Raw genomic sequence first — 21734 nt, 5'->3', positions numbered from 1 at the left:
AAAAACGCTTCAAAACCAGAGCGAAGGACTCGGCTATGAAGCGTTATAAATTTGTGGGGATCCTACAGGGTCAGAGTCACAGACTCTGACCCCTTGATTTCTAACCCCTGATTGGAGTTTTAAAAAGTTAAGCACTGATACGCTTATACTTGATACGGTGTGGCTCAATTGCCTGCGGACCAAGAGTTTTCTTCAGCCATTCTTCATATTCGGTGAAGTTACCTTCAAAGAAATTCACCTGGCCTTCATCACGATAATCGATGATGTGGGTGGCAATTCTGTCCAGGAACCAACGGTCGTGCGAGATCACCATGGCACAACCCGGGAATTCCAGTAAGGCTTCTTCAAGCGCACGCAAGGTTTCAACGTCCAAATCATTGGTCGGCTCATCGAGCAGCAATAAGTTGCCGCCGGTTTTTACCAGTTTCGCCAGGTGCACCCGGTTACGTTCACCACCGGATAAATCGCCAATGAATTTTTGTTGATCATTACCTTTAAAGTTAAAGCGACTGACGTAGGCACGGCTAGGAATTTCATAACCACCAATCTGAATCAGGTCATTACCTTCGGAGATTTCCTGATAGACGGTATTTTTAGCATCCATATCGTCACGGAACTGATCAACACTGGCCAGTTTCACGGTTTCACCTAATGAAACGCTACCGGAGTCCGGTGTCTCACTGCCACTTAACATTTTAAACAAGGTTGATTTACCGGCACCGTTCGGGCCGATAATACCAACAATGGCACCTTTTGGAATTGAGAAACTCAAATCATCAATTAACACGCGACCATTGAACGACTTGGTAAGGTTTACCACATCCAGCACTTTGTCACCCAAACGTGGTCCGGGCGGAATGTACAGCTCATTGGTTTCGTTACGCTTTTGGTTTTCCTGGCTCGATAGCTCTTCAAAACGTGCCATACGGGCTTTGCTTTTTGCCTGACGGGCTTTCGGGTTAGAGCGTACCCATTCAAGTTCCTGTTTAATGGTTTTCTGCAATGCATTCTCGGCGCGCTTTTCCTGCTCCAGACGAGCATCTTTTTGTTCCAGCCAGGACGAATAGTTACCCTCCCATGGGATACCGTGACCACGGTCAAGCTCAAGGATCCAGCCGGCAACATTATCAAGGAAATAACGGTCGTGGGTAATGGCAACCACAGTACCGTTGTAATCGTGTAAGAAACGCTCTAACCAGGCAACCGATTCCGCGTCCAGGTGGTTGGTCGGTTCGTCGAGCAGTAACATATCCGGCTTTTCTAACAACAACCGACACAAGGCAACACGACGACGTTCACCACCGGATAATACTTTAACCTGCTGATCCCACTCCGGCAAGCGCAGCGCATCGGCGGCACGCTCTAATACATTGTTGATATTATGACCGTCCTGGGAGTCAATAATCGCTTCCAGCTCGCCCTGTTCTTTGGCAAGGGCATCAAAGTCTGCGCCTTCTTCGGCATATTCCATATACACCTGATCGAGACGAGCCAGGGCATTTTTCACTTCGCTAACCGCTTCTTCAACGACTTCGCGAACCGTCGCTTCTTCATTCAGCTCCGGCTCCTGTGGCAGATAACCAATTTTGGTGCCAGCCAACGCTTTGGCTTCGCCTTCAAATTCGGTATCAACGCCAGCCATAATGCGCAGCAAGGTTGACTTACCCGCACCATTCAAACCTAGTACACCGATTTTGGCGCCAGGGAAAAATGACAGGGAAATATCTTTTAGAATGGTTCTTTTTGGAGGCACCACTTTAGAAACGCGGTGCATGGAATAAATAAACTTATCGGGCAATGCCATGGATAAAACCTTTTGATTTTGGTACTCGAATTATAGCCGGATATTTTATCCCAAGAATGGCTCATTTCACAATTGTAAAGGTTGACCTGATGACCACCAATCAAGGTGTTTGGCTGGGCGCTGTGGCAAAGAACTTGGTGATAAATCAAACTATATGGTAACAACTGAACAAAAGCCCACGGATTCCTTGCATCATAACAACAGGATTGCATCATTTTGTGTTTATTTATTGCTCACAAACTGGTATAAAAAGCACTTCATGGACGATCAGGATGTTAGGGATTTCAATCACTTCATGCGCAAGCTAGATACGCGTTTCGGCGAAAACTTCAATAAAGTTGTAATTCAGTCTCTGACGCTGTCGACTGCCGCATTGATATGCCTTTCGTCTGCCACGTTTTCACCACGGTCGTTGGCCAGTCAGGCGAACCTTGCGGATTCGCTTGCCACATCACTAGCGGCAAACCTGGAACGCATCAGTGCCGAGCAAGATGAACAAAAGGCACAACAATTATTTGCGACTTTGCTTGCCGACGATACATTAACCGATATTGAAACCATTAATATCCTGCGTGCCAAAGGAATGCGCGCATTTGCCAGTGATAATTTGCAGCTGGCTATTGAGGAATTTAACCGGGCCAGGGAAATCGCCGAGGTCATAAAAGCCAGGCAGCAGGTCGCTGAAATAAATAAACGGCTTGGTGTATTTCATTACTTTCGCGGTGAATACGAGCAGGCCGCAGCCTACTACAAAAAGTCGTTGTTATTTTACTCGTTGCAACATTACCCGGTTGAACGGGCCAACCTGTTTAATAATCTGGGTCTCGTCTACAGCAACATGGCCGAATTTAAAACGTCGCTCGATTATTATCAGCAGGCAGAACCCATTTATCGGCAATATGGTGAACCACTGGATGTGGTCGATGTGCGTTTCAATATCGCCGGTTTGTATGTGCAGATGAAGCGCTATGATGTCGCAATAGAGTCGTTTTTAGAAGTAAAACGATTTCGTGAACAGCAACAGGACGAATCGGGTCTGGCATTGGTACATAGCGATCTGGGCGTCGCTTATAAATATGCGGGTGACTTTCAGCTCGCCGAACGCTATCAATTACTGGCATACGACTATTACCAGACTCAGGGCGAGGGTTACCACCTTGCTACCCAGTGCAACAATCTGGCCGGTTTGTACAATGAGTTTGGTATGACGGAACACGCAAGGAAGTATGCAGAGCAGGGGATTGACCTTGCACAACAGCATCAGCATAAAAGCGCCTTAGCGGGAAGCTACTATGAATTAGCGTTAGTCACCTATACCGCGGGGCAGCAACCAGCGGCGCTTGATCATTTGCAGCGTGCCAGGCAATTGGCTGAACAGTATGATAACCAACGATTACTGGATGAAGTTAAACAACTGTCTGCATTGGTTTATGCGGCTGCCGGTCAATATCGACAGGGTTATCAAAGCCAATTGGCGGTTATTCAGGATAAGGATAAACGCAATAATGAAGAGTTAAATGCGCAGCTGGCTGAATTTGAAACCAAACAGCTTAAACAACGCATCGGCCAGTTGGTAACCCAGGATAAGTTGACGCAACTGGAATTCGAACGCGCCAATCAAATGCGTAATTTCTTTGTGTTTGTACTGATCTGCATCACCATTATCGGTTTATTGTTAATGCAGAAACGTCGTTCCAGAAAGGCTGAAGCGGAACTTGAAGCCAGGGTGTCAGAGCGAACTGCAGAATTAAGTCAGGCAACAGACAAACTGGAAGAAGCAAACCGTATTAAAAATCAGTTTCTTGCCAATGTCACCCATGAGATCAAAACGCCTTTGTCGGTAGTACTGGCTAATGCCGAAGCGTTATTAAATGAAGAGCTGGCTGGCGATGATAAACCGGCGCACTATCGACAACTGCATACGAACAGCCTTTATCTGCTGGATATCGTCAATGATTTACATGATCTCAGCAAGATAGAAGCCGATCAACTTAGCCTGTGTCCAAGACAAACGTCGCTGAGTGAATTATTTGCACAGCTTGACGCCATGTTTTCGAAACAGGCGCGAGACAAGGGGCTGACGTTTCGTGTTAACCAGAACTTTGACAATGATATCTCCATCAACCTCGATGCCATGCGCTTTAATCAGATATTGATTAACCTGTGCTCCAATGCAATTAAGTTTACCAACGCAGGAAGTGTCATAATTGATGTTTCATTGCTTGATGAACAATTATTAGTGCGTGTCAGCGACACTGGTATTGGCATGGATGATGAGCAGGCCAGTCAGGTATTTGGCTGTTTTGTGCAGGCCGATGAAAATATCGCCCGGCGCTTTGGTGGCAGTGGCCTTGGTTTGTATCTGGTGGCGAAATTATGCAGTCTGATGCAAGCGGATATCAGTGTCAGTAGTGCCATCGGTCGTGGCAGCGTATTTACCCTGACCGTACCCATTACCAGTTGTCAGCATCACTCAAGCCGCCGTACAGTCAGTGCAAGCATTCACAGTCAACAGGCATATCGGTTTACCGGTCAGGTGTTGGTGGCTGAGGACCATCCGGATAACCGGGCGCTGATTTCGCTTTATCTGCAGCGCCTGGGGTTAGAGGTTCTTGCGGTTGAAAATGGCGAGTTGGCAATAAACGCGATTGAACAACATGAACTGGACCTGGTATTGATGGATTTGCAGATGCCTGTGCTGGATGGTTTTGCCGCGCTTACCCGGTTACGAAAATCTGGTTTTCAAAAACCGGTTTATGCGTTTACCGCCAATGCGATGTCCCATGATATTGAGCATTTTCATAGCATCGGCTTTACCGGCTGTGTCGAAAAGCCCTTAGATCGCCAAAACCTGATAAGCATGTTGCAACAACATTTGCCGTACCAGTCAGAGGTCGTGATCGATGAAACGCCTGAGGTTGTCATAGCCGCTAATCAGGATGCGCAAGCTCAACAACAACTGGCAAAGCGATTCCGCGATAGCATTCATCTCGATGTTGCCAATATCTGTCGCGCCGATGCCGAGCAGGACTGGCAGGCGATGAGTCGATATTGCCATAAACTCAGCGGTGCAGCCCTGATGTTTGGCGATAAAAAGCTCGCTGATGTGAGTCGACAATTAGAGCTTTGTCTGGTTCACCGACGATTTGAACAAAAACACGCGTTACTCATGGCGTTAAAGCGCGAAGCCGGGCAAATGGGTGATCCAGCCAGTGACGACATGAGACACGAGTTTTGGGACAGTAAAGTCACTAGTGCTACATTACAATAAGGTTTTAGTCTAACCCCTGACTTCTGCTCTGCTATGTTAGATTATCGGTGTTTATTACCTTCCAGGAATTACAGATGAGTGTGGAAATGTACGCGGCCTTGGCGCTGTTTTGTTTGGTATCGTCGATAACGCCCGGCCCCAATAACCTGATGTTGATGTCATCTGGCGCAACCTTTGGGTTTCGTCGCACCATTCCGCATCTGCTAGGCGTCGCCATTGGTTTTGTGGTGATGGTAATCCTGGTAGGGATAGGTTTGACGCAACTATTTGACCTGTTTCCAGTCAGCTATCAGATCCTCAAGGTCATTAGCGTCGCCTATCTGCTGTTTCTGGCCTACAAGATTGCTCACTCGTCTGATGCGGTAAAAAATAATGCAAACACTATCGCTGAACAGGACGAGGGAGATGAGAATAACCAGCCAACCCCAATCAGCTTCTGGCAGGCAGTGGCATTTCAATGGGTTAATCCTAAAGCCTGGACCATGGCATTAACGGCTATCAGTGTTTACGCACCATCACAACAATTCGCCGCCGTGTTAGTCGTTGCAGGTATCTTCGGGATGATCAATTTACCCTCAATTAGTGCCTGGACCATGCTGGGGCAGGAATTACAGCGGGTGTTAACCAGTCAGCGACGCTTGCAACGTTTTAACTGGACCATGGCGACATTGCTGGTGTTGTCATTGTACCCAGTGGTGTTTATCTGAGTTTAACTGATTGTAGCTGCCGTCGGGTAGCACACCTGATGAAAGCCGGTAATGGCGTAGGTTTTATGCCTTGCCTGATCACCTTCACCGGTATAAACATCCACATGCTTTTGCTTGATTGCACTACCGACATCGCTGGCGATAAACTCACTGCGGTTTAAATGAGCTTTAATGTTGGGGATATGCACCTGGCTTTGTTTGGGGATGATCCGGTTATCAACCGCGACCTCACCGATGACCAGAGGTTTGCCGATTGAATTTAATGGTGTCTGGCTTTTATGCCAGTGTCCGGAGAAATATCCCAGATACCAGCCAAAGCGGGTTTTTCCCCAACCCTCGATTCTGACGGCATTGACAAAATTGAGCTTGAACCGGTAAGTTTCATCGTTTTTTAAGGTGAGTGATTTGTACGGCGCAACAGAAAAATCAGTTTCTATCGGCGTGTAATAGCCTGTGATTCTCCAGTTATCTTCACAACGAAGGTTGGTTGTCGAACTTGATAATTCCGGGGGCACCGCCGTGCAACCGGTGAGTGCAAGCGATGCAATAAGACCGGCCAATCCTCTGCCTTTGATTAATTCCATGTGGTTATCTTGTTGCTAATTACGTTATACCAATCCCATTAAATTATTGCTCACTCAGTGAGAATTTAAAGGCGTTTAGACAAGGCTTTGATTGCAGAGAATGGTCACTCCATTGTCAAAATCAATAACGCAGGATAAACGCCTTTAAAACTCACCCGTAGGGAGTTTGCCAGAGGCCCATTTACGACCCTATATTTCATTAATATAGAATGACTATATCAATGAAATCTATGTTGTAACTGAACCTCTGCCCTAACTCTGAGTTGTGCACAAACTTAATGGGATTGGTATTAGTTATTATCTAACTGATAATAAACGACCGTCTCAGAAATACCACTATCTTCATGCACATACGTTTTGATGTAGGTCATTCCCAGTTTTTCCATAATGCGAATCGAACCTTCATTTTCCGGTACCGCCAGCGCCGAGAATGCTTTCACCTCGGGTTGAGTCGCCAGGGCATCCATCACCGCCTGTGCCGCTTCGGTCGCATAACCTTTACCCCAGAATTCCTGCTTAAAACGCCAGCCGAGCTCCAGGTTATGATCATCGCGTTGCTCGGAGAAAAAGTTCGCCGGGCGCACCAGAATCCAGCCGATAAACTCATCCGAATCTTTTAGATTTACCTGCCATAATCCCCAGCCCCTCTCCGGGTTACGATAGGCATTCAGGCGCGGGATAAACCGCTGTTCGATTTCCTGCCAGGTGGTGGGTTTGCCATCATTGACATACTTCATCACTTCCGGGTTTTGATCGAGTTCGAATAGGAGTTGGCTATCCGCTTCAGACATAAGCGTAAAAGACAGGCGTGTACTATTTTCTATATTCATGTAACCAGCAGAATTTATTATTTAATCTGGCAATATAACACAAACGGTTTCTCTTATTAGGTATTTTATTAATCAATCACTAATGGCTTTTTTGTAAGTCTGGAATATGGAGGGATGCAGGTTTCCCCACCAAACACGTTTGATTTACGATTTATTGTTAAATTGATAAAGTTCATCAATATGGGCGTGTGATCTAGCTGGTTGTATCGTCAGACTTTTAGGTTCGATTTTTCAATAATTCGATATAGAGATGTTCTTGAAATATTTAATGATTTCGCCGCTTCTGACAGGTTATGTTTACTGTCCTCAATAGCTCTCACGATTTCCGCTTCTTGCAATTCGCTGGGCTTTTTGCAATTTCGTTGCGCTCCGCTATTCGACTTTTCCTTCCTGTCGTTCGGCAATTCGTCAGTTCCCAGTATCTGGGCTCGTTCTATGTAATTCAAAAGTTCACGGATATTGCCAGGCCAGTGGTAATGCTTTATTTTCGCAATGAATTCGTCACACAGAATCCTATCTGTATCACCACTGAATTTGCCAAGGTGCGACTGAGCAATAATGAATGCATCATTTTCCCGGTCACGTAATGGTGGGCTTTCGAGCTGCAAGATATTGAGGCGGTGATAAAGATCCTCTCTGAATTTACCTTCGCTAACGGCTGATTCGAGGTTATTGTGCGTTGCCGCAATAATCCGGCAATCGACTTGAAACGAAGAGTTGGCGCCAATTCGCTCTACTATTTTATCATCTAAAAACTTAAGTAAAACCGCCTGTAATTGCAAAGGTAATTCACCAATCTCATTAAGAAATAAAGTGCCACCATGGGCTTGCTCAATTTTCCCTTTGTGTTGACAAACGGCACCGGTGAATGACCCCTTTTCATGACCAAACAATTCCGATTGGATCAGATGCTCTGGAAATGCAGCACAATTAATGTTGATAAATGGCCCATTGGAACGCTCTGACAGTTTATGTATTGTTTGTGCTGCCAAATCTTTTCCTGTGCCGGTTTCTCCGAGTAGCAAGACACAAGCACTTGATTGAGCGACCAGTTGAATCTTTTGCCTGAATTGTTGCATCGCAAAAGAGTCACCTACCAGCTCATTGAGTGGAGAATCGTGCTCTGAAGTTCGAGGTCTGGATTGCGCGATATTAGCGAGGCCGTATGCATGACCAAGAGTATGTTCCAGGCGGGAGGAGTCAACTGGGAAGTGATGATAATCGTGAAAAAAACGAGGAAACAGCAGTTGCGCTTTTTGTAAATGAGAATCATTGATTAAGGCAATATGTTTTACCTCAGGGTGGTGACCATGCAAGTAGTCCAGAGAAGAAAATATTTGCTGGTGTGATTGGTTTTCCAATATCACCAACATTACCCGGATTGCGAATTGCTGGATGAGTGCGGAAGCCTGTTCAACCTGATTTATTTCGCAATTCAAACAACGCCAGTTGGAGAGTTCAGGTTCTATTTTTTCTCGATATTCTGGGGGTCCGATAACAAGGACAGTTCGTTTAAGGATGGAATTCGAATCTCTGCACTTCATTGAAATCCAGATACTACTGTTGATTAAACCTGTGGGGTAAAGCCTAGAAGATGATTTTCCTTTGAGCAAGAAAAAGCCGGCTAATGCCGGCTTTCAACTGTAAAGAGTGGCTTATTTAGGAGCCAATAATCCGCGACGCTCCAGTAGGTGAACCGGATCTGGTTCCTGGCCACGGAAACGCTTGTACATGATCATCGGATCTTCAGTACCGCCAGATTCCAACACGTTCTTACGATAAGATGTTGCCGTATCCTGATCGAAAATGCCTTTTTCTTCAAATACTTTCCAGGTGTCCGCGTCAAAAATGTTCGACCAGATATAACCGTAGTAGCCTGAAGAATAGCCACCCGCGAAGATGTGCGAGAAGTACGTAGTGCGATAACGTGGTGCAATCTCGTCAATCAGACCAATGTTAGCCATCGCATCGGCTTCGAACTTGTCCGCATCCTGCTCTTCGGCAGTTTTCAATGTGTGCCATTTCAGATCCAGTAATGCCGCTGCCATGTACTCGGTAGTAGCAAAGCCCTGGTTGAATTTCCCTGAGGCCTGGATTTTTTCGACCATTTCCATTGGGATCACTTCACCAGTTTTGTAGTGAATAGCGAACTGGTTCAGTACTTCTGGCTCGGTCATCCAGTTTTCCATTACCTGTGATGGATACTCAACGTAATCGCGTGGCAGGGAAGTACCCGTCAATGAACGGTAATAACCGTCAGATAGTAAGCCCTGAATGGCATGGCCAAACTCGTGGAACAAGGTTGAGGCCTGATCAAATGTCAGTAGTACCGGCTCATCACCGACAGGTGCCGGGTAGTTCAAAACGTTGTAAATAACAGGCTTAACGTTTTCACCATACATCTTGTATTGTTTGCGGAATGAACTCATCCAGGCGCCACCGCGCTTCGAAGCACGCACGTAGAAGTCGGTCATATAGACACCGATAGAAGAACCGTCTTTATCGAAAACTTCATAGGTGGTGACATCCGGGTGGTATTTCGGTAAGTCATCACGCTCTTTAAAGGTAACGCCCCAAAGTTTTTCAGCCGTGTAGAATACGCCCTGCATGGTGTTTTCTAAAGAGAAATACGGTTTGGTGGCTTCTTCGTCCAGGTCATACTTTTGCTTGCGAACTTTCTCGGAGTAATACCACCAGTCCCAAGCTTCCAGTTTAAAGTCTGCACCTTCAGATTCGGCGAAAGTTTGCATATCGGCAACTTCCTGCTTGGCACGCGCTAAAGACGCAGGCCAGACTTTGTCTAACAGACCGTAAACGTTTTCTGGTGTTTTCGCCATCGCGTTTTCCAGCACGTAATGGGCGTGAGTTTCATAGCCTAGTACCTGGGCACGTTGATAACGAAGGGATGCCATTTTCGATGCAATTTTCTTATTGTCGTTGGCATTGTCGTTATCGCCACGGTGGGTGTAGGCGTAGAATAACTGCTCACGCAGGTCGCGCTTGGTCGAATAGGTTAAGAATGGGTAGAAGCTTGGACGATGCGTGGTAAATACCCACTTGCCTTCGTGGCCACGGTCGCTGGCAGTTTTCGCCGCTGCAGCAATAATACCTTCTGGCAGACCGGCCAGGTCTTCTTTATTGTCGATGACTAATTCAAAGTCATTGGTTTCATTCAACAGGTTTTCGCCAAACTGAATGCTTAATTTGGATAACTGTTCGTTTAAGTCACGTAACTTGGCTTTATCGTCGGCATCGAGATTAGCACCACCGCGCACAAAACCTTTGTAGGTTTTCTCTAATAAGGTTTTTTGTTCGGTGTTTAATGTCAATGTATCTTTTTGTTCGTAGACCGCTTTTACGCGCTTGAACAGGTCTTCGTTCAGATATACATCGTCGGATAGCTTAGATAATTTTGGTGAAATTTCTTTCGAGATAGCCTGCATTTCCGGCGTCGACATAGAGCCGATTAGGCCATAAAACACGTTAGTGACTTTGGTTAGTAAATCGCCACTTTTTTCCATGGCTTCAATGGTGTTTTCGAACGTTGGTTCTGCTTCATTATTGGCGATTGCCATAATTTCTGCTTTTTGCTCGGCAATGCCTTTTTCAAGCGCAGGCATGTAATGTTCGATTTTAATTTTTTCAAATGGTGCTATACCAAATGGCGTATCGTAGTCAGAATAGAAAGGATTCGCTTGCTCAAGGTTGGCGTCATTTTGTGCAACTTGTTCGGCGGCGACTGGCTGTGTATTTGCCTGTTCTTTTTGTTCTGACTGACATCCAGCCAATGCGATTGCCAATGCAATCGGCGTTAACACGCGTTTGTTCATATTAATTTCCCCTAAAAAAAGTCCGGTTTACTGACATTTTGCCTTTCCAATCGGAACACCGGACTTCTACTATATATTTAACTTCGACACCTTATTTAACCTAAACGAAGGGAAATGTAAAATATTCATGGCAACAGCCCGCTGTGATACTGTCAACTTTCAAAGCAGGCTGAGGGGGAGGGTAAGTGCGGCTACTACTCGCCCTGGGAGCCGTCCGTGTCGCTACCTTTTGACAGTTGTGCGATAACATACTCGAACGAGGATTGTGGTTGAGCGCCAATTAACAGTTGCGCATCGATTAACGAGTTACCTTCGATTTTTCCGATCACGAATGCTGGAGTCCCGGTTACGCCTAACGATCTGGCCAACGCTATATCCTCATTGATGTTGTCTTCAGTCGCAGACTCGATACAGTCATTAAATGCATCCATGTCTATGTCCAGGCTACTTGCCGCCTGTCGATAATAATCGTCCGATAGCTTAGCTATGTTGTTAAAGAAAACTTCTCTTAATTGCCAATACTTTTGTTGCTGATGGGCACAGTGACCAGCAATCGCCGCACCACGCGCCTGAGGGTGGAAACTTAATGGAAAGTCGCGTACAAAATATGCGGTTTTGCCAGCGTCAATAAACTTTCGTTGAATGGAGGGAAACGTTTGCTCAATAAAACGCTTACAGTATGGACACTGAAAGTCGGAAAATTCGATAATAGCGATCTTGGCTTCGTCGTCCCCCAGTCTTGGAATGGTATTATTTCGGTTGAAGTTTTCTAAAGTTCCAAGCTGTTTGGTGTTAGGGCGTTGTGAGCGGGTGGCAATTTCATGAATCTCTTCTACCTGCTTAGCTAATATCGACACTTGCTCCTGAAGTTCACTGAGTTGTTGTTTCATCTCCGCATTATCGGCCGAATCGGAGCAGGAAACTAACGATAAGCTAAAGAATATCACGCTGAATATCTGTATGAGTCGTTTCATGTAGACCACCTTAAGTTATTGATATAACGCACGGAGTAAGGTCGAAACCACAAAATGCAAGACATCGGGTTTTACAATACTTCCTACCCGTCTAACAGAACGAGTTTACCCTTAGCGTTTTTCAATGTGTTAGCGAATGCAAGAAGTGTAGAAAAGGCTCGCTGAAACGGCAATTCATTCTTCAAGAAATAGACACCCTCATCAGGCCAGGTCGGTCACAAATTCGAACAATTAATTTTTCTGAATTTTCCGGTTGAAATCTAAAGCATTTTTCCAGGCTTTATCTACGGCCGACAAAAATGGCGAAGGACATGGCTTGAATATTAAATAGACAGTTTGCTAGTGTTGGCGCGCTAATTCCCGTTTTGTAGTTGCCCGACGGCGAACCAATGTTCAGCTCTTATATGCATGGCAAATAAAAATGTCGCGGCAGTAATACAAAATGGAGTCATGGGGTTATTGGGTTCAGTTAATGAAAGATAAGAACCAAACCCACTTCTGTTAAGGGGATAATATCTTGAAATTTAAGTCTGTGCTAAAGGCAGGGGATTTTTGTGCGCCAAAATCCTGGATGCCGATGCTATTAACCACCAGCTTATTGCTGGTTTCTACTAATTTATTGGCTTCGCAAGCCGGTAGTGTCATTTCATCAGAGACTTCATCTTCGGTAAATGATGTCGAAGCTCTGGTGCGTCAGGTACAGAATCAAACATTACGTCTGTCCAAATCAATGCGCGACAAGGCAGCTGAAAGCGCCGCTGTAGATATAGCCAAAGCTCGTCATCAAGGGTTACTGCGACTGGCTGAATTATCTCCGTCAGATGTCGTCAATATGAAGATTCCGAATAGGGGGTCTGTAACTAGCAAAATTAAACCTTATCTGCTCGATCGTAAAAAATTGACCGGAGCTGTCGAAGTCATATACGAAGATGATGCGAATAATGGTATTGCTCAGGTTCAATATCGGTTAATGCAAAATGGCCGAAAATTCGTAATAAAACCGACCCTGCCCGGTCAGTTAAAAGGCTTAACCACTGATCAGCACATTGAAATTAGCGGCCTGCACCTGCCAGTAGACGATAGTGAGTCATACCTGTTGCTTGAGCAGGGAGATACTGCACAAACTTCACAACTTGTCACCCCACAAGGTGCATCAATTACTCTTGGTGAGCAAAAAACCCTAGTGATGCTGATTAATTTTCAGGACAATGCGGAAGTTAAGCCCTGGTCAGTCGAGGAAACGTCAGATCTGGTATTTAACCGTGTTGATGCGTTTATTCGTGAAAACTCCTACGGCAAGACCTGGTTAACCGGGGAAGTACTCGATTTTACAACCTTACCAATTGCCCAGACTTGTGACAGCTGGGTAATATATACGGCGTCCCGGGAAGCTTTGTCGACGCAAGGCATAGATGTGTATGATTTTGATAAAATCATTTATATCTTTCCTGAGAATTCTGCGTGCGGTTGGACTGGTAAAGGCACATTAGGGGGTAACCCTGGGCGTACTTATATCAACGGCTCTTTTACCCTAAATACAGTTGGCCACGAGCTGGGCCATAATTTGGGGTTGCAACATGCCAATGCGTTTGAGTGTGGCGATTTTGCTATCGCCGAAAATTGCTTAAACCTTAGCTATGGCGATAAAGTTGACATCATGGGCGCTTTTGGAAATGAAGGGCATTTTAATGCCTTCAACAAGGAAATTCTGGGCTGGTCGAAGGATGATGCAGCTAGTGTGGAATCAGTTAATACCAGTGGCACTTATTTCATCAGCCCATTGGCAAGCCAACAGGCCTCTGGTAGCAAAGGACTAAAAGTGTTGCGTCATCTAACGGCGACAGGGGAGCAATATTGGTATTATCTTGAGTACCGGCGTGCAGAAGGGTTTGATCAGTTTATAGCCGATACCCCGGCATTATCGAATGGGGTGCTGGTTCATTACGCCTCCGATAGTGATATATCCAGCTCACGCTATCTGGATATGACCCCTGCTAGTGGTTTTTACGACTGGAATGATGCTGCTTTATCAATTGGTCAATCCTATACCGATATGGAAGCGGGAGTGGTAATCGAACCGGTTGAAATTACGCCAGATGGTATATGGGTTAATGTTCAGGTGAGTCAGGAACTTTGTGTGGCATCAGCCCCAACATTAACGATTACCGAGCCGGTAAGTTGGGGAGCAGCTGGCAACGCACAAACGTATCAGTTAACGGTGACGAATAATGATAGCGATAGCTGTCCACAAACCGACTTTGCCCTGAGCGCTGCTGTTCCTGTCGCCTGGTCAGCGGATAATGCGATCCTTTCTCTGCTTCCCGGGGAGTCGAAAACAGCAACAATTACTGTGTTTTCTGCAGATGATGCCGAAGATGGTTTTTACACTATTTCCTTTAGCGCAGAAAATGCTGTAAGTCAGGAGTATATCGCCACACAGGAAGCGACATTTGTGGTTGAAAGCCCCCAATTACAGTGTCAAGCTGTTGATCCTGTGTTACACCTTCAGTCACAGTCGGCGCAAACCGTTGCACCCGGGGAAACAATAGATTTCCAGGGGCTATTGGAAAACCAAGATTCATTAGAATGCGATGCGAGTTTGTACAACATTACCGCAAATCTGCCCGACGGTTGGTTAGTGAGTGAGCAGCAAGTGCAACTGGCTCCTCAACAGAGTCAGCCGGTAACAGTGACGATTACATCACCGCAAATTGCGCAAACCGATACGTATAATGTGACTCTGGTCGCTGAAGTTGCCAATAAAACCGAAAGCGCGGCTATGGCCGATGCCATATTTGGTATCGATCGCACACTGGCCTGTGAGTTGCGACAACCTGAGTTGAACTTGCTCTCTGATGCAATACAGTCCGGTATCAGCGGTGAAACCCTGACCTATCAATTTTCACTGTTAAACCATAACAGCCTTGACTGTGAATCGCAGGCATTTTTGATCGATGCTGGCCTACCTGAAGGGTGGAGCACAACGGCTCAGCAATTAACTTTGGCGAGTGGTGAAAGTCAGGAATTTATCCTGAACATTACATCTCCTGCGTCTGTTAACGCCGCGGACTATGCATTACCGATTAATGCGACGAACGTGCAGAATACGGCCCAGTTTGCTCAGCAAAGTGTGACTTATCGAGTTCTGGCAATGGAAAACGCGGCTCCAGTGGCAGAAGATGATATTGTCATCATTACCGATAAATCGGCAGTCGATATTGACGTGCTCGCAAACGATTTTGACCCAGACGGTGATTTGTTGACTCTGGTGAGTGTTTCTCCGGGGGCGAAGGGCAGTGTAAGTATCACCACCGATGGCAAGGTGTATTATGTTCCGGCTAAGAGCTTTAAAAACAGTGACAGCTTTACCTATGTGGTAACAGATGGTGAATTGCAAATTAGTGCGACTGTTACTATCCAGCTGCAAAGCGATGAATCATCGAGCGGAGGCAAAGGGGGTAAAGGCGGCGGAAAAGGCGCTAAAGGTTAGTATCATTTCGGAGCCCGATAAAAAAGAGCCAGTCTTGCGACTGGCTCTTGTATTACTAGCTATCTAAAAGATATGCCAATATTCGTCCATATCATTAAGGTTCAATGGTTTGTACTGAAACACCAACCGCGATGTCTTCAGAACCCTCGTCATCTGCAACATTGATAATCAAGGCTTGAGGTCCTATCAGCTCTCTCATCACATCGCCGACTTCAAAGCCGGGTTGTAGTTCGACGGTGAATGCACATTTGAAGGTTTCACCCACAAGGATGTCTGGATTTGCACCGAAGCTACAGAATGGCAAGCTAGTTTCTGCACCATAGTCATAACCTTTGGATGATTCATCGCGGATCACAAAGGTATTGGCTCCCGGTGTTGCGCCATCGGTTAATGCCACCCCACCAACTGTCATAGCGGTAATGTCGACATTGTCTACACCACCATTAGTGAGTTTGACATAAACATTGAGTTTAAAGGCAAATTCAGGAGTGATTTGCAGTGGTACGTCAATAAATAGCACATCAGCAGGATCACTGGCCATCAGCATGGCACCATCCGTATCAGTACCGTAAACAGTTGCCAAGTTACTCCATGTATAGCCAGCATCACCGGATACTTCCAGAGTGATGGTACATTCGGCAAATTCACCTGGTGAAAGCGTATAACCGCTGGAAAGAGGTGCATCGGCAACAACGCCATCACTGTCTAAATCAATAAAACAGTTGTCGGTCAAATCTTGCAATGAACCACCTGCGTCCGCGGTATCCACCACATCTTCCAGTTTATCAAAGTTAACGTCATCGACACCGGCAGCATCAACACTGAAGCGATAGGTGTAATCAATGCTTCGGGTTAAGCCGGTATCGCCAGTTTCTTCAACTTCAGCGGCAACACCATCTGCCAGTCCATCTACGGTTTTCACTAAGGTGATATTGGATGGCACATCATTAATATTAACCGAAGCTGAGCCTTCGGCGGTCGCATCATCGCCTTCGTTATCCGAAGCCATTGCGGTTACGGTATTCATATGGACATCGCCCTGATCGCCACCAATAAACTCAGTGAAACTACAGGTATATGGTGCGCCAAGGAAAATAGTACCACCAGTAGCACAATCACCTTTGCCGTTTAAGTCTCCGAAATCAGAATCGGTTAGTGAGTCCAAGGTAACGGGATCGTCATAAGTTCCCGAAGTGCTGGTTACTTCCACGGTGAAAGTAACATCATCACCAGGCTCTAACACCGAAGCTTTGTCTGGCGTTTTGGTCACGGTAATACTTGGAGGTAGGTTAGTGACCGTTACCCGTTCTACATCACTACAGGTATCACCACTACTGGTTGGAACATCACCTGGACAACTTTCTGGATCGCCAATTGGGTCATCATTTTTGTCCAGCAGAGAGACCAATACGGTATCGTCATAGATTTCAGGACTTTGATCGTCAGGCAAGTCACTGTCGACTATGGTGACACTAAACATACAGCTAAATGTCGCGCCCGCTGCAACCTCTATTTCACTACCCATTGCTGGCGCACAGGTGCTGGCTGTCAGGTAAATACCATCTGCAGTGCCTGCTGGTGCCGGGGTATCCCAAAGGTTGATTGCCGTTTCAAAGGTACCGTTACCGTCAAGATCGATATAGTCGGTCAGGCTGGTAATGGTTACCGCTGAGGTCATACTGGTATTAGTGAAACTGTAACTAAAGTCAAACTGTCCACCTGGTTCGCTGTAGGTAGATACGCTGGTAACTTCCTTCGCAGGTTCTGGTGGATCAGGTTGAATGAAGATGTCGATATTAAAGGTATCACAGTTACATTTTGATTTGGTATTAGGTATCTGCCCTGGGTATGGATCTGCTGCGGCTGTACAATTATCCCCAGTTTGATTGTCCCAGGCGGCACAATAGTTAAAATCAGCACGATTGTCACCATCTTTGTCGATACAAAGCATGGTGATTTCTTGCTGTACTAATACGTACGAATCAGAGGGGGACGGATTCTGAAATTTTTGAATATCGCCACACTGGTCCATGTCGAGATCAACGTAAGAGCCGATATCTGGGTTTGGACTTTTGGGTAGAGCAATCGAACAGTAATCCGGATAGGTAACCCCAGTAGGCGCTCCCGCTCCGAGATCGGTTTGCACCACTTGTGGACTTTGATCGGTTAGTGGTAAATAAAAGGTGGTATCCCAACGCTCCTTGGCATTTGTCTTAACTGTTAAATCAGCATCAAAAGAAATGACATCACCTGGCGAACATTCCGTAATTGAAATGTTACCGACCTGCGTGATTTCAACATCGTTGGCGGTACAGTTTAATGCATCAGTAGCCAGCGAATTACCAGGCTCAAGCAAATATGCATCGGCCATACACTTTTCACTTTCTAAATTGGGCCAAAGTTCGGCTTTTACGGATGTGACACTAAACAGCCCGACTAAAGGAACTGTTAGCAAGCAGGCTCGTGCGACTCGCGTGAGCTGCTTTGAATTGAAAATAACCATAGCGTGATTGTCCTATCTAAAAAATTGAACAAAGTTTGGCGAACCATGAATCTCTACCCGGTCAGACTCAATTCTTTCAGCCTGGCATTTCGTTTATCTTCAAAGAGTGCCATTATTGAAACCGTTGCTGAGAAGCAAGAACACTGCGAGTTAATCCGCACAAACTTGACGCTACTAAAGCAACCCCTGTGCCACTTATTAATGCACTGATTTTATTGGGTTTGTTTGAGCGAGGAGATAGGGGAAATGTTCAGATTTTTGAGACTCGCCATATTATTAAAATTAACCACTTGATTTGCATATAATTAATCATGTAACAGAATGTTACAGTTGTTACACTTTCCGGATAGAGGGATAGAAACCAGCATTTAATTGAGACCACATAAATGACATTAAACTTAGACCGCAGCATTCGCTTAGCCATCAACACCAGTGAAATGGAATGGGAATCATCGCCAGCGCAAGGAGTTTTTCGCAAAAAACTGGAACGGGAAGGGGTGGAAAGCGGATTAACCACCAGCCTGGTGAAATACGATAAAGAAACGGCGTTTGCACCGCACCCGCATCCAAATGGCGAGGAGATTTTTGTGCTTGAGGGAGTGTTTGAAGATGAGCATGGTAAATACCCGAAAGGCGCTTATTTTCGCAACCCTCCCGGCAGTCAACATGCACCGAAAAGCCCACAAGGCTGTGAATTATTCGTCAAATTGAACCAGTTTCAAACCGGTGACAACCAGCTGGTGCGCATACAAACCGCGGAACAAACCTGGTTACCAGGACTGGTAGATGGGTTATCGGTAATGCCGCTGCATTCGTTTGCCACCGAGCATACCGCACTGGTGCGCTGGCAGCCGGGCACCCATTTTCAGCCACATGTGCATCCGGGCGGGGAAGAGATCTTCGTACTCGATGGTATGTTTGAAGACGAATTTGGCCAATATCCGAAGGGCACCTGGTTACGCAGCCCGCCTTATTCCAAACACAACCCGTTTTCAGAACAAGGCTGTATTATTTTCGTAAAGACGGGTTATATGCTCTAGACATGGGTTTGCCCGGCAATATTGGATTGAGCCCCTGGCTTGTTGTAGGTTGGCTGGTCGCAAGTCGTGGTCTTGGACGTCTCGGAATAAACCGATTTCGCAACCATTGATTACTGCGTTTCTCGAGAATATAGAAGGATATGATGGACAATACACCGCAAGCTACCACCACCGCAGCAGCGACCAGGGCACTACCAATAGTTAAGCTATGCATATTGAAGATCAGGCGGTCAACACCAAGCACCAGGTAAGGGTGGAACAGATACAGTGAATAGCTGGCATCCCCCAAAAGGACTAACCAGAAAGGGAACTTAATACTTCGTACGCCCCAAAGCATCAGACTAACCACAGCCACGGCAGGAACGCCAAATGACAAAAATCGAATACCACCTCGGTCGATGAAAAACATCAAACATACCAATGTCAGCGCCAGTCCCAGCGCCAGGTATTCGAGAGATTTATTAACATCGATGTGGTTGGTATTTTTCCACAGAGTGTAAATCGCCATACCGTAAATGAACTCCAGCAAAATGGTATCGGTATAGAACTGATAGAATAGATTATTGGCATCGAATAATTGTCCTGCTGAGATTAACAGTGCCAATATACCGGCACAAATCGCGCTGGCATGGACTTTTGATAGTTGCAGGCTGAGGGCGAACACCACGTAAAAGAACATTTCGTAATTCAGCGTCCAGCCGAGTTTGAGAACCGGAGCCACTTCACCGCCAGCGTTATGATAAGGGATGAATAGCAGCGACTTGATTAGTTCAGTTACCTGTCCCGGCTCTGAGGACACCAGCGCCGGAAAATAAGTGCCGATGAAAAATATGCCTAAGGTGCCGACGTAATAAAGCGGCAGCACCCGAAAAATGCGCTTAACGATAAAGTGAGAGCTATCACGCTCGGTGATATAACAAATAATAAAGCCACTGACGACGAAGAATATGTCGACGCCAAATTCACCTCTGTCAATCATTGGGATATGGCTGAAAACGACTGCAAATGCGGCAAGGGCGCGCAATACCTGCAGGGAATCTAATTTATTAGTCACGTGTCACTCGCAGAAAATTATTTGTTTACGGGGAATATCATCCCTGAATATCGATAAAACGTGGGCTGGTAAGTTCCCACAGCCCGGGTTAAACAACTGCATTAGTACTCAATTGGTACAAAACACTTAAGGAAAGTCGTGTTGGATCCATTAACACCAAAATATGACAAGGGACAGGACGCCCCTTGCAACGACTAGTGATAAATTAACTATAGGATATGTCGGTAATATTTCTTTGGATATTCAAAAAAAACTATCCGGTGACAGCAATTAACGAATTCGATAACCACATGGTAATTAGATAACCCAGGGTATAGGCGACAAGTAACGCCGGCGCATATTTTAAATAGGACATAAACGTTAGCTCCGACATTTTACTCATCGCGATAATACCGGCGGCCGAGCCGATAACCAGCAATGAACCACCGACGCCGACCGCATAGGTCAATGCCAGCCATTGCGCGACACTAAGGTCTGGTTGCGCTTTTAGTAGGGCCGCGGTAAGTGGCACATTATCAACCAGCGCAGAACCGACACCAGCGAAATAGCTGGACATACTCGGGTCGTATTGTGCATAAGCATCGGCAAGCATATTTAATACGCCAATTTCTTTAAGCATCCCGACCAGCAACAAAATACCAAGGAAAAATAACAGGGTGTCATACTCGATGCGGCGGATATAGTCGAGCATCGCCGGCCGCTCAGTGTCCTTGTTTAACAACCGGCCGACCAGAAACATGGTAGACAGGCCGGTCAGGAAGGTGAGCACCGGTGGTACGCCGTAGAGAATGTTAAGCGCCATGGTGGCACCAATGGTACCGATAAATATCAGCGAAATGATAATCTCTAAACGGCTGAACTGATGTTTTGTCTGCTCGGTGGTAACTTCACCTTGCACCCCAAGGCTTAACAGTACCGCCAGCACCGCAACACTGATAAACGCCGGCACAAACAGCAGTAACAGTTGGGTAATTTGTACATGCCCGTCTAAAAATATCATCAAGGTGGTGACATCACCGGTTATCAGGGCTACACCTCCGGAATTCACCGAAAAAATAACTAAAACAGCGGTTTTTATGCGGGTATCGAGGGGTAAATTAAATGACTGTAATAACGCCAGTGAGACCAGGGTGGCGGTAACGTTATCGCAAAAAGAAGACAGCAACAGCGCAAATCCGGCTATGGCTAGCATCAGCTTGCGTTGACCGATTTTTGCCGGGAATATTTTCTGAATTGCTGCCTGGATCACGCCCTGGGCGTTAAGATAAGCCACAAAGGTCATGGTCGACATTAAAAATAGCCAGAGTATGGCAATTTCCAGCAGGTTTTCTTCGAGGTGATGATTAATGCGCGGTTGTTCTGTTCCGGCATTAATAAACAATAACATCCAGGCCAGGCAGCCAAGGAACAAGGTGGTTTTGGCTTTGTTTATATGGGTAACTTCTTCAAATACGATACTGAGAAGTGCCAGCACAGCCAGAAACATCAGGAAATAATCAAGCATGGACTTCACGCATAAAATGATATTGGATAAACCATAGCAGTAGGATCTCGCTCCTGCTAACTTCCGGTTTGTAGGGGTTAAATGGAGGCTGGCGATAGTAGCAGATATAGCATCCTAAAACACGTTAAATTTTCAATGAAAAT

Annotated in this window: 13 protein-coding genes; 4 read left to right on the top strand and 9 right to left on the bottom strand. The window is 45.9% G+C overall.

The features are described from left to right. Positions 1-127: 127 nt before the first annotated feature. Positions 128-1804: an energy-dependent translational throttle protein EttA gene (ettA, locus tag E8M12_RS15760; protein ID WP_136737229.1), complete on the bottom strand. Its 1677-nt coding sequence runs from the start codon at positions 1802-1804 to the stop codon at positions 128-130. Positions 1805-2099: 295 nt separating this feature from the next. On the opposite strand from ettA, the gene E8M12_RS15755 reads away from it, so the two are divergent. Together E8M12_RS15755 and E8M12_RS15750 are read left to right on the top strand one after the other, a co-directional pair. Then, positions 2100-5075, top strand: a complete 2976-nt coding sequence (locus tag E8M12_RS15755) for a response regulator (protein WP_169303164.1) — start codon at positions 2100-2102, stop codon at positions 5073-5075. Positions 5076-5149: 74 nt separating this feature from the next. Further along, complete coding sequence (locus E8M12_RS15750) at positions 5150-5782, top strand: LysE family translocator (RefSeq protein WP_136737227.1); 633 nt, start codon at positions 5150-5152, stop codon at positions 5780-5782. A gap of 2 nt (positions 5783-5784) precedes the next feature. Here E8M12_RS15750 and E8M12_RS15745 read toward each other — a convergent pair whose 3' ends face one another. The 5 genes from E8M12_RS15745 to E8M12_RS15725 form a co-directional block, all read right to left on the bottom strand. Next, a complete protein-coding gene (locus tag E8M12_RS15745; RefSeq protein ID WP_136737226.1) occupies positions 5785-6366 on the bottom strand; it encodes a 3D domain-containing protein in 582 nt (193 codons plus the stop codon). 290 nt (positions 6367-6656) lie between these two features. Further along, the gene (locus tag E8M12_RS15740) at positions 6657-7196 is read right to left on the bottom strand and encodes a GNAT family N-acetyltransferase (RefSeq protein ID WP_136737225.1); all 540 of its coding nucleotides are present in this window, start codon (positions 7194-7196) and stop codon (positions 6657-6659) included. Between the two features lie 209 nt (positions 7197-7405). Continuing rightward, entirely contained in the window at positions 7406-8809 is a 1404-nt protein-coding gene (locus E8M12_RS15735) for a sigma-54 dependent transcriptional regulator (RefSeq protein WP_169303163.1), read from the bottom strand. A gap of 42 nt (positions 8810-8851) precedes the next feature. Beyond that, complete coding sequence (locus E8M12_RS15730; RefSeq protein ID WP_136737223.1) at positions 8852-11026, bottom strand: M3 family metallopeptidase; 2175 nt, start codon at positions 11024-11026, stop codon at positions 8852-8854. Between the two features lie 194 nt (positions 11027-11220). Continuing rightward, positions 11221-12000 carry a DsbA family protein gene (locus tag E8M12_RS15725; protein ID WP_136737222.1) on the bottom strand — a complete coding sequence of 260 codons (780 nt, stop codon included), beginning with the start codon at positions 11998-12000 and terminating at the stop codon, positions 11221-11223. A 517-nt stretch (positions 12001-12517) separates the two neighbouring features. Between E8M12_RS15725 and E8M12_RS15715 the strand changes: the two genes are divergently transcribed. After that, on the top strand, positions 12518-15490 hold the full coding sequence (locus tag E8M12_RS15715) for an Ig-like domain-containing protein (RefSeq protein WP_136737221.1): 2973 nt from the start codon (positions 12518-12520) through the stop codon (positions 15488-15490). Between the two features lie 94 nt (positions 15491-15584). Here E8M12_RS15715 and E8M12_RS15710 read toward each other — a convergent pair whose 3' ends face one another. Then, on the bottom strand, positions 15585-17861 hold the full coding sequence (locus E8M12_RS15710) for a hypothetical protein (protein ID WP_136737220.1): 2277 nt from the start codon (positions 17859-17861) through the stop codon (positions 15585-15587). 518 nt (positions 17862-18379) lie between these two features. On the opposite strand from E8M12_RS15710, the gene E8M12_RS15705 reads away from it, so the two are divergent. Then, a complete protein-coding gene (locus E8M12_RS15705; RefSeq protein ID WP_136737219.1) occupies positions 18380-19033 on the top strand; it encodes a cupin domain-containing protein in 654 nt (217 codons plus the stop codon). Here the strand turns inward: E8M12_RS15705 and E8M12_RS15700 are convergent. Beyond that, positions 19002-20087 (bottom strand): acyltransferase family protein, encoded by a 1086-nt coding sequence (locus E8M12_RS15700; protein ID WP_136737218.1) that lies wholly within the window; start codon positions 20085-20087, stop codon positions 19002-19004. The genes E8M12_RS15705 and E8M12_RS15700 overlap by 32 nt on opposite strands. Positions 20088-20340: 253 nt before the next feature. Continuing rightward, positions 20341-21591: a sodium:proton antiporter NhaD gene (nhaD, locus tag E8M12_RS15695; RefSeq protein ID WP_136737217.1), complete on the bottom strand. Its 1251-nt coding sequence runs from the start codon at positions 21589-21591 to the stop codon at positions 20341-20343. Positions 21592-21734: the final 143 nt, after the last annotated feature.

This window comes from Thalassotalea mangrovi, from assembly GCF_005116735.1.
In the GTDB taxonomy this organism is placed as follows: domain Bacteria; phylum Pseudomonadota; class Gammaproteobacteria; order Enterobacterales; family Alteromonadaceae; genus Thalassotalea_A; species Thalassotalea_A mangrovi.
This window is presented reverse-complemented; position numbering and strand designations above follow the sequence as displayed.